The sequence below is a fragment of the Providencia sp. SP181 genome (assembly GCF_050446505.1).
GTDB classification, from domain to species: domain Bacteria; phylum Pseudomonadota; class Gammaproteobacteria; order Enterobacterales; family Enterobacteriaceae; genus Providencia; species Providencia vermicola.
In genome coordinates, this window is record NZ_JBBPXM010000029.1 from 1 (window position 1) to 10,225 (window position 10,225).

Sequence of the window (10,225 nt, forward strand, 5' to 3'; positions counted from 1 at the left end):
CTGACTAGAGGTGATATTCTTGCCTCAATAACATCACAGGTGAGCACATGGTTAAGCAATATTCAGCAGAATTTAAACTCGAAGCCGCTAAAATGGTGGTTGACCATCATTATTCCGTGGCTAAAGCCGCACAGGCTATGGGCGTGAGTCTTGCCGCACTTAATCGATGGGTTAAAAAACTGCGATTAGAGCGACAAGGTAAAACACCGACGGGACTTCCACTTATACCCGAGCAGATTGAACTTCGTGAGATGAAGAAAAAGATACAACGCCTTGAAATGGAAAACGAAATCCTAAAAAAGGCTACGGCACTCTTAATGTTGGACTCACTGAGGGATTCGCGATAATCGACAAACTAAGAGCGCATTACCCCGTCACCACGCTCTGCCAACTTTTTGAACGTCATCGCAGTAGCTATCGGCATTGGCACCATCGAATGAAGAATGCCGCACCAGATGCGGCACGAGCGATTAAACGGAGTTTAGCTAAAGAGGCTTGGAACTTAAGTGGCGGCTCTGCAGGCGCAAGGACTATCGCCACCATTGTCACGATGCAATACGGAGTGAAGATGAGCCGTTATCTTGCTGGTAAGTTAATGAAATAAATCGGGATTACGAGTTGCCAGTACGTAAAACATCGCTATAAACGAGGGACAAGGGAGCATGTCGACATCCCTAATTTACTCGGCCGCCAATTTGCTGTCACAGCGCCCAATCAAGTGTGGTGTGGCGATGTGACGTATATTTGGACAGGAAAACGGTGGGCTTATCTCGCCGTCGTGTTAGATGTTAGACCTTTTTGCACGGAAACTCGTTGGTTGGGCACTCTCCCTATCCCCCGACACCACGTTGACATTAAAAGCCCTGCAAATGGCTTGGGAAATGCGGGAGCAGCCAAAAGGAGTGATGTTCCATAGCGATCAGGGCAGCCATTATACCAGCCTTGAGTATCGTCAACGGTTATGGCACTATCAAATAGTCCAAAGTTTGAGTCGGAAAGGTAACTGTTGGGACAACAGCCCAATGGAGCGATTTTTTAGAAGTTTAAAACATGAATGGATGCCTTCAATGGGTTATGGAAGCCTGAAAGAAGCAGAACACAGAATTATTCGTTACATCACAGGCTATTACAACGAGATCAGACCTCATTGGTATAACGGGGGATTGACCCCAAATGGATCAGAGCGGCTGTTCTACAAACAGTCTAATGGCGTGGCCAATATTAGTTGACCACTTCATCATCTCACCCGAGTAGGTAAGAATGGCATCAATCAAATCTATGCCTTGCGCACTATCAAAAGAGCGAGCAGCATTAGCTACATCGTCGAGTTGCACTGGCTCAACGACATCAATATTCCTACTACTTTGAGCATATTTATGCCTAGATTTTGCATTTATTGAATCACCGATTACAAGCAAAGATTCATTTTGAGCTCTATTAAAAATATCATATTGAGCAGCTTGTTGAGCTTGTAAGTCAGTGCTTGTAACCCGGACAATGGCTTGTGGTGAACATAGCCAGGGCATGTCGAAAGATCTATTTTATTACCTTGGATCAATATATTTCGGCAATCGAGTACCCACTGTCCAAGACCATGGGAACCAGCATTATTCCATCTCCTCTAGGGGGTTCCTCACCGGAACCCCAACATGGCGACGCTGCATTTTGCATGCAGCATCATTGCCTGGAATAAGATCCTATTGGGATAGGCTCTAAGATTCTGCTTAATTATAAGCTATAAATCTCTACGGTATTATTAGACCCTTACATCATACGAAAAGAAATGAAAACCTTAGCGCTCATCACAATTCAATTTTTTCAAAAAAAATAATTTAATAGGAATTAATTATTAAAATATATTTCATGTAATTTACCAGCTGGCTTTAATTTTAGATTAGCTATATACAAATTGGCTGTCGTACTTGCATATAACCCCCAACTATAGAAGTATTCTCTAAGATCATCTCCGGTAATTTTACAAATATTAATAATAAAAGTATCAACTTTTAATTGCTCATCAACACTATCAGTTAAAGGTAATGCCCTTATCCGCTTAAATAACTCACTAAAAACAAACCAACCGTATGCATTTTTTATTTCTTCAAACATAACAAGTTTTATAAATAGTTCGTCTTCGTCCTCACTTTCATGTAAATAATTTTTAATTGGCAATGAACGATATGTCATAGATTTATCGCGCATTGAAAATCCATTTTCATCTTTTTCAGAAAGTCTACTTGGTTGTCCCATTTTTTCTTGCACATACAATGAAAACAAATTAACGCTAATTTCGGTTAGACTATCCCACGTCCATGAACGTTGTTGATATGTATGACCAATTTCATGCCATATTGCCCACTCTGTCGATAATTTATAAGGTTCAGTTAAATCTTTTGTATTATAAAATTGCATACCAATGAACTCATTGGATGCATACATATAAAATTTATCTTGTTGTTGTGTACGAAAATCCACAATAAAATGATGCCGTAGTGGCGAAGACCTATCTTTAGGTGTCTTATTATCAAAACCAGCTAGCTCATCTTGCATTTGAATTACTTTGTTAATCATTATTAATGTTTTTGAAGGATCTTTTATAGGATAATTATTGTAGACTGCCCTTGGCAACGTTATCATTGCTCTTTGAGATAAAAGTTGTACATAAGGAGCATTTTTATAATTAGCAAGTTCAGAATGCCAATCAGATAACGTTGATTCCCCTTGAATAAAAAATGGAAGATTTCTCCCTCCATAAAACTGAATTTTCACAAAATTATTTAAAATATTAATATCATCTAACGATGTTAATCGTAAGAATATTGGTCCATCTTGATTTGATTTTATTGTGGATACTCCATTACTTAACCTTATTTCTTGTTGGTCTAAATCAACACCAAACATTGGCCTAAAACCTATCATAACACTTAGATTCTGGTTTTTATTAACCCCCTCTACTTTTATAGTTAAAGTTTCATCTGCAAGTAAATATTTACCTGTAGGTTGTTGGTCTGAAAGCTTCATGCTATCCATTCGGTGAGATTCTATATTTGAGTCAGGTAGTGAACTTATGGTGTATATATTATTATGTATATCAAAATATTTTGCATAAACAGGGGGGATAATAAATATAAAAAACATACACCCCGCTACTTTTAAAAAATTCAAATTTTTAATTAATAACATTAAAACTCCTTAACCACTCTATTTAATAATACATATAAAAATGATTTGAATTTACCAACACGTAAAACGCGTAAATTAATTGAAATATGAAAGATATGATTTATTGATTTTCTCCTCTTTAACATTATCTTTCAATATTATATAATTTCCTATAGTGCTTGTTGCATAAGTTTTATTGCTAACGGTTTATTAGGCTAGCAAATCTGGATATTTCACCTAATTTTTAATCATTTCTTTCTTAAAAAGAACATAAAAACAACAATTTAATAATGTAAATTATACGTATTAAAATTAGTGCTATGTCATTCTAATAATAAATCTATTGATAGATGAATGAAAAACCTAAATAAAAACCCAACAATAATTATTAGAAAAAGAAAACCTGCAAATTTTCTTTTCATGAAAAAAGAAAATAATTTAATATCTCCAAAGAACAATAAAAATTTAATCAACGCGATAATAATTATAACCCCATCAAGTATAATAATAAAAATTTCTTTTATCATCCATGTTTTTGGGCTTATAAAATTCACATGACTAATTTCTTTTGAATTATCCAATCGCACATAAACATAAAATACAAAAATTGATACAACCACTACTAAAGAAGCTAGTTTAATAATTAAAACAATCATTGACTTATTTAATTGATTAATCATCATTATTCATAAATATTTAAATTAACAAAATTCTATTTCATTTTGTTTTAGTTAATGAAAAACAATTAATTCATTCTAATTTGTATATTGAAAATCATTATTAAACTCACTATTTATAATTTTCAATATAACTATTATGATTTATCCATTAAAAAAAAATCTTTAATTTCATCAAAAAAAATAGTTACTTCTAATTCTGACAACTCAAGACATTTAAACAATTTATTTAATATACTAAAGCTTATAATATTCATTCCATTTTCATAGCGAGAAATTTGTTGTTGACTAACTCCAATCATCTGACCTAAAGATGCCCCAGATATTCCTTTATGGCATCTATAATATTTTATTTTGTTACCGATATAAAATTTTAATAATTCATTTTTTTCCATATAACCTCTATTTAATTTATTTTAATAAAAACATTATTTTAATGCATGTAAATACGAAGTTTCATACATTATTATCACAACATATAAATGAAACAAAACCAAAATAATCACAAATATAAAAATAGTTATAATTTTAATTGATTTTATTACAATTCAATTGTGAGTGATTTTTTGTCGAGAATGATTAAAAAAACTAACACACTCTGTAAGAGAAAAACAGGTCGTGTATTCAATATGTAGATTATCATAATAGGTAATGTTCGCGTTCAATAAATGTGCCAATGATCTTGTCGTGCATTTCTACTGACTTTGAGTAGCCTAATGTCTTACGATTAAGTCGCTTTAAGCGATTTCTCAAGTTCAAATTTTCTCTTTCTATTCGTTGTGTATAAAACTTACTTGCTACGTGTTTTTGTTTGGGCAATATTTCATAAGCACTGAACTTACCTGTGCACCAAAAAACCACATTAAACCGAGACAGTAAAGCCAGTAACTGTCGAAGAGTTTTCTTGTTTCGACGACCAAACGTATGCGCAATAATTCGTTTTAGGCGAGGCTCCCAAGCATACCAGAGCCAGCGTTGTTGCTTCTTATTAGCCACAAAAGACCACAGTTCATCAACTTCGCAAAGGAGTTCAATGTGCAAATTATCAAGGCGTAAAGACGTTACCTGCCGTGGCAAGAGTTTTTTAAAGTGCGAACAACCGCATTAATACTGATATGTAAGGCTCTGGCGGTATCACGAATACCGGCATTATTCATCGTGAGGTCAATAATTTTATCCTTTGTTCCAGGTTGGCAGGCGCGATATTCATAATCCAATTGGAAACTTCGGCTACAGCCTTGGCAACGATAACGTTGATGGCCAGTACTTCCTAATCCATGTTTTTTCACTGGGGAAGTTTGTTGACAAAATGGGCACTTTACATCGACTTTAGCCATGAATATTCTCCGGTAAATTACCTTATATTACAGGTTGTTCACCGGATTGAATACATGACCGAAAAACAAACCGCACCTTAAGTCTTTTATGTAATAAAATTCATGATTTAATATTTATTGATTTTCGATAATTTGTCAACAATAATTATCGAAAATCAATAAATATTAAACTAACATACTGTTTTATTGGTATTTGTAGCAAATTTGAGTTGATGGTAAACCCTAAAGGAGCGACTAGGTAGTTATGGGACAATAGCCCAATGAGACGTTCCTAAGAAACACATTGGTCGTGTATTCAATATAGAGATCATCACAATAGGTGTGTTCACGCTCTATGAATGTGCCGATGATTTTGTCATGCATTTCAGGTGACTTCGAGTCACCTAACGTCTTACGGTTAAGTCGTTTTAAACGGTTTCTCAAGTTTAAGTTTTCCCGTTCAATTCGTTGTGTATAAAATTTACTGGCGACATGCTTTTCCTTCGGTAATATCTCATCAGCACTGAACTTATCGGTACACCAAAAAACAACATTAAATTCAGAGTGTAAAGTCAGTAAATGGCGAAGCGTTTTCTTATTACGGCGCCCAAACGTATGCGCAATAATCCGTTTTAGGCGAGGTTCCCAAGCATACCAGAGCCAGCGTAGCCACAAAAGACCACTGTTCATTACCCTATATTACAGATTACTCATCGGATTGAATACATGACCCTAATTTTTGTATAAGTACCCTTTTTAGATTATCTTATTGATTAAAATAAAGAAGGCACTTAAATGGACAAAAATATTAGCAAAGCCCTTGCATCAGAGTCGGCTAAAAGTATTAAAAATGAGAAAGATCTTAGCGAGTTTTCATCTCTGCTTAAAAAGTTCACCATCGAAGCTGCATTGAATGCTTAACTTTCTGAATAATGATAAAAATCAGTCAACCGTGGCGAATAATTCTCGGAATGGTTTTAGTCAAAAGACGCTAAAAACAGAGAATGGCACCCTATTAATTGAAGTTCCTCGAGATCGTCAATCTTCTTTTGAGCCACAGCTTATCAAAAAGCATCAAACACGCATGATTCATATGGACGAGCAAATACTTTCTTTGGGCTTGTTGCAAATAATCGCCAAGACTGCTTTTTGCTCAACAGTGATGAATGTTTCACGCAAAAATAGTCTCTACATTGAACAATCGATTCATAAAGGCATATCTCTCCCATACTCGATACTCAGGTTCATATCGACGTAGCCATGCATCAAATTGACCTTTATTCAGTTTACGCAAAGTTTAAAATCCTTGGATAGTTGACTAAGCCTGCTTCGCCGATTTAAAGCCGCCTGTGGCAACAATGCGCTTTTTTATCGGGGCATGATCAGACTCAATCCGATTATTGAGGGTTTTGACTTGCCGTTGTTTCACGTCCGCACGGAGTTTACCTTCTTTGATCAAACGGGCTATAGAGTAGCCATAAGCCGCATGCTTATCGGTGTTTAATGTTTTGGGTTGTCGTTCAGAGGGATAAGGTTTTAATTCGCGTTTGAGAAATACATAGGCGGCATGCCAGTTACGTTTAGGTGAAAAATAAACATCCGGTGTGTCTCCATGTTTATCTATTGCACGATAAAGGTAACACCATTTTCCGTTCACTTTGACGTAGGTTTCATCAAGCAGCCAAGAGGAAACAGCCCGAATGAATTGATATTTTTTTGAGTTTTTTACGGAGAATGGGGGGCATATTCAATAAACCAACGATAAATCGTTGAGCGGTGAACCGAAATCCCCCGTTCAGCCAGCATATCACTGACGTTGGCATAGCTTAACGGTGTAGAGCCATACCAACGCAAGCACCAAAGGATGATAGTGGGGGCAAAATATTTCCATTTAAACTCGTTTGGTGACATGAGTTTAACCTAAAGTGATAATCAATAGTGTGAGTGTTTCTCACTTAGGTAATTGCTGCAAGAACATAAGCACGCCTGTGGCGTGAGCATCGCGGCAGAGCCGCTCTATTTCTAGGCAACTCCCTTCTCGTCTTTTATACTCTGCTCTATGTCTATTCCCAGGCCCGCCAAATTGCTATTCCAATATGACGACGCATGGAACATAAGCACGCCTGTGGCGTGAGCATCGCGGCAGGGCCGCTCTATTTCTAGGCAACTCCCTTCTCGTCTTTTATAATCTGCTCCATGTATATTCCCAGACCTGCTAAACTGCTATTTCAATACGATGACGGATGGAACCGCTTCATTGATAACAACCCTGTCGATGAATGGCAACTCCTCTGTGTTGAAAAGATGCTCGCCTGTAGCACTTGTGCGATGGGCGTTCGTCGTTATTGCTGCTCTTCTCCCGAATGCACCCATTCGCGCTTCTTTTGTCAAACCTGTAAATCCAAAGCCTGCAGTGCCTGTGGCCTCAAAGGCACAGAACAGTGGATTGCACAACAACGGCATATTTTGCCAGATTGTGAGTGGCAACACATTACCCTCACGATGCCTCACCTGCTTTGGCCTTTCTTCAACAATAATTGGATCTTGCTCAATCAACTCTTTCGCTGTGCCACTCGTGCTATGCTCAAACATGCCAAGAGCCTTGGCCTCGAAATTGGCATTTTTTGTGCTCTGCACACCTACGGTCGCCAACTCAATCAACATCCCCACATTCATTTATCCGTCACACGAGGCGGTCTCACCCAATACCACACCTGGAAGCCGATTTTCTTTAAAAAGAAAGACGTCGAAAAAGTCTGGCGCAGTGCCGTTATTCGGCTCCTTCGAGACAATTATGCTCAGTTACAACCGAATAAATTGCCTGGCTTCGGGCATATTCGCGATTACCCAACGTGGTGTCGTTACCTCAATGCCCAGTTTCAACGGTATTGGAAGCTCCATTTTGCTAAGAAGACCCGAGGGGCCTGGCACAATGTAAAATATCTGGGCCGTTACCTTAAGCGTCCTCCCATCTCCGCCTCTCAGCTTAAACATTACAGCGGCGGCACCGTGGTTCATCATTATTATGACCACCACAGCCAACAATACCGACGACAGACCTTATCCCAAGAAGAGATGATACGACGTTATGTCAGTCATATCCCAGCGCGGCATTTTAAAATGATCCGCTATTACGGTTTTTTAGCCAATCGCAAACGTGGGCACTTATTACCTAAAGTCTATGACGCGTTGGACATGATACATCCTAACGAGCCTAAAAAACCGGGGTTTGCGGCACTGATTAAAGGATTTTTAAACACAGATCCGTACCAATGCATTTTATGTGGAAACCGACTGCGGTTTATGAGTGCGGAAAAAGGCCTACACGCGGTCACTTTGCTGTCAGAAAGACGGGATAAAATGGCTAAAAAACGATGGCTACAAACCGCAGCGTAGGATCAGTGTGCCTATTATTTCAGTTTTTGGTTAAAAATAGTGCGATTACGCGTTAGCATGGTTAAGTTTAAATACGATAGTGACCCTTTAGTAGACTCTCATAATGAAACATATCGTTATTAACTCATTAAACTGTTAATCGAATTTCCTAACCATCAAGTCGGTTATTTCGGTAGATAATGTTTGTAAACAGACAAAATTATCCGTTCGATTACAGTTTTTTCTCCAACACTTTTCTATGATTGATGCTGTTGATTTAAACAGTAAATCATACAGTTTTGGATAAGTTTCAGGAATAAATGCGTCCGTCGGCACATCAAATTCACCAGCTAAAAAACCACCAAACTGAACTTTGCATTCACCTTCTGTTCGTTGTTTAATCTGTAATAATAATTGACCTAAAACAGCCAGCTTATCAACGCTATTAGCCTTTAGTGATTCACGAAATTCAGTAATTTTTCTTTCTAAATCTAGCTCTTTTAGAGTTTCCTGATGCCAATTAATGTAGCTATCTTTCTGATATTGCTTTGGGATCTCCGACATAAATTATACCTCTGTTAGAAAGTAGTATTTAGCTACTTGTTCAGTAACAGATTTTACTTCCATACTACAATAACTACTTGATATTGCTTTATAAACTAGCATTGCACAGTCTTTTCTCTCTCCAAAACCATCTTCTATTTTATAAAATTGAGTTATTCCTGTTATGACCATTATTTCTTGCCCTATCCAGCGCCCTCCGCAGTGGTGTTCAAATTCAAATTGTTTGGCGGGTAGCATTTTTGAAAGTTCTAAATAATCTGGTTTGGGTTCTAAGATGGTGTCCCATAATTCAAGTGCTTTTTTGTAATAGGAAAGAATGTCAGTATCATCGGAAATTAGCTTTTCTATTGTGTATCTCATTATCATTTCTTTTTAATAGTTAAAGGTGGTTGATATAGTTACTGATCTAGGCTTGTTGGTCAATCTGAGTTCAATTTTGTTAATCATCTATAACAGCGAGAGACATGAAAACTTGTTTTCGTGTCGGGGTCGCTGTTGAACAAACGAGCAAAGCGAGTGCGTTAGATTTAATGTTAAAGTTATCAACAAGGTCCACCAGCATCTTTGATTTAAGATCTTTTTTTTCTTGATTGATCTTAAAACCTTAAAACCTTAGACCCTCAAATAAAACTATCAAATTCAATATATTGCTTATTGAAAGGTTGACGTTTGCGAGACTAAAGGTTGATGCTTTCAAGACTAAAGGTTGATACTTGCGAGGTGAAAGGTTGATGTTTGCAAGGCTAAAGGTTGATGTATGCAAGGTGAAAGGTTGATGCTTGCAAGACATTATCGCTCATTTTGTATGCGAAGGTTGTTTCTTATACTAATATAACGCAATGCTTTGATATATCAGTAGATTATTTATTTTTTCCTTGTGGATAAAACTAAATTACATGAGAACAATGGTTAAGCATTCATACTGTTTGAAGCTGGTGGACAATTATCATAACAGGAATCTGTGTATTTGTGTGGTTGATCACAAAAGGTTGATGTTTGTGAGACACATGCAGTGATACTTAAAATACATAAAATGGATATATATCAATATGATATGTTTAAATGGTTGACGTATGCAAGACTTCCTCCGAAAAGATACTTTTCAAACGTGCTGTGAAAGGTTGATGTCTG

8 protein-coding genes and 3 pseudogenes are annotated in these 10,225 nt (G+C 37.0%); 4 read left to right on the forward strand and 7 right to left on the reverse strand.

The annotated features are described in order from the left end of the window. Window positions 1-47 precede the first annotated feature (47 nt). Window positions 48-1,229: pseudogene (locus AABS66_RS21315) on the forward strand (IS3 family transposase). 613 nt (window positions 1,230-1,842) lie between these two features. On the opposite strand, the gene AABS66_RS21320 reads toward AABS66_RS21315, so the two are convergent. The 4 genes and pseudogenes from AABS66_RS21320 to AABS66_RS21335 form a co-directional block, all read right to left on the reverse strand. Then, window positions 1,843-3,183 (reverse strand): M60 family metallopeptidase, encoded by a 1,341-nt coding sequence (locus AABS66_RS21320; protein ID WP_430225449.1) that lies wholly within the window; start codon window positions 3,181-3,183, stop codon window positions 1,843-1,845. Between the two features lie 793 nt (window positions 3,184-3,976). Continuing rightward, window positions 3,977-4,234, reverse strand: coding sequence for a helix-turn-helix domain-containing protein (locus AABS66_RS21325; protein WP_430225451.1), 258 nt, complete (start codon window positions 4,232-4,234; stop codon window positions 3,977-3,979). Window positions 4,235-4,478: 244 nt separating this feature from the next. Then, window positions 4,479-5,176, reverse strand: a protein-coding gene (locus tag AABS66_RS21330) for an IS1 family transposase (RefSeq protein WP_430225452.1) whose coding sequence is annotated in 2 segments (ribosomal slippage) — window positions 4,479-4,927 and window positions 4,927-5,176 — 699 coding nt in all. Because the reading frame shifts where the segments join, the coding sequence is not laid out codon by codon here. A 321-nt stretch (window positions 5,177-5,497) separates the two neighbouring features. Then, window positions 5,498-5,821, reverse strand: a pseudogene (locus tag AABS66_RS21335) (IS1 family transposase); the annotation flags it as partial. Between the two features lie 129 nt (window positions 5,822-5,950). Between AABS66_RS21335 and AABS66_RS21340 the strand changes: the two are divergent. Both AABS66_RS21340 and AABS66_RS21345 read left to right on the forward strand, forming a co-directional pair. Next, window positions 5,951-6,076, forward strand: a complete 126-nt coding sequence (locus AABS66_RS21340; RefSeq protein ID WP_430225453.1) for a hypothetical protein — start codon at window positions 5,951-5,953, stop codon at window positions 6,074-6,076. Next, entirely contained in the window at window positions 6,069-6,413 is a 345-nt protein-coding gene (locus tag AABS66_RS21345) for a transposase (protein ID WP_430225454.1), read from the forward strand. Before AABS66_RS21340 ends, AABS66_RS21345 begins: the two co-directional genes overlap by 8 nt. Here the strand turns inward: AABS66_RS21345 and AABS66_RS21350 are convergent. After that, window positions 6,327-7,066, reverse strand: a pseudogene (locus AABS66_RS21350) (IS6 family transposase). The gene AABS66_RS21345 and the pseudogene AABS66_RS21350 overlap by 87 nt on opposite strands. 285 nt (window positions 7,067-7,351) lie before the next feature. Between AABS66_RS21350 and AABS66_RS21355 the strand changes: the two are divergent. Then, entirely contained in the window at window positions 7,352-8,551 is a 1,200-nt protein-coding gene (locus AABS66_RS21355) for an IS91 family transposase (RefSeq protein WP_430225455.1), read from the forward strand. A gap of 135 nt (window positions 8,552-8,686) precedes the next feature. On the opposite strand, the gene AABS66_RS21360 is transcribed toward AABS66_RS21355, so the two are convergent. Both AABS66_RS21360 and AABS66_RS21365 read right to left on the reverse strand, forming a co-directional pair. Further along, a complete protein-coding gene (locus AABS66_RS21360; RefSeq protein ID WP_430225456.1) occupies window positions 8,687-9,094 on the reverse strand; it encodes a hypothetical protein in 408 nt (135 codons plus the stop codon). A 3-nt stretch (window positions 9,095-9,097) separates the two neighbouring features. Continuing rightward, a complete protein-coding gene (locus AABS66_RS21365) occupies window positions 9,098-9,454 on the reverse strand; it encodes a hypothetical protein (RefSeq protein WP_430225457.1) in 357 nt (118 codons plus the stop codon). Window positions 9,455-10,225: the final 771 nt, after the last annotated feature.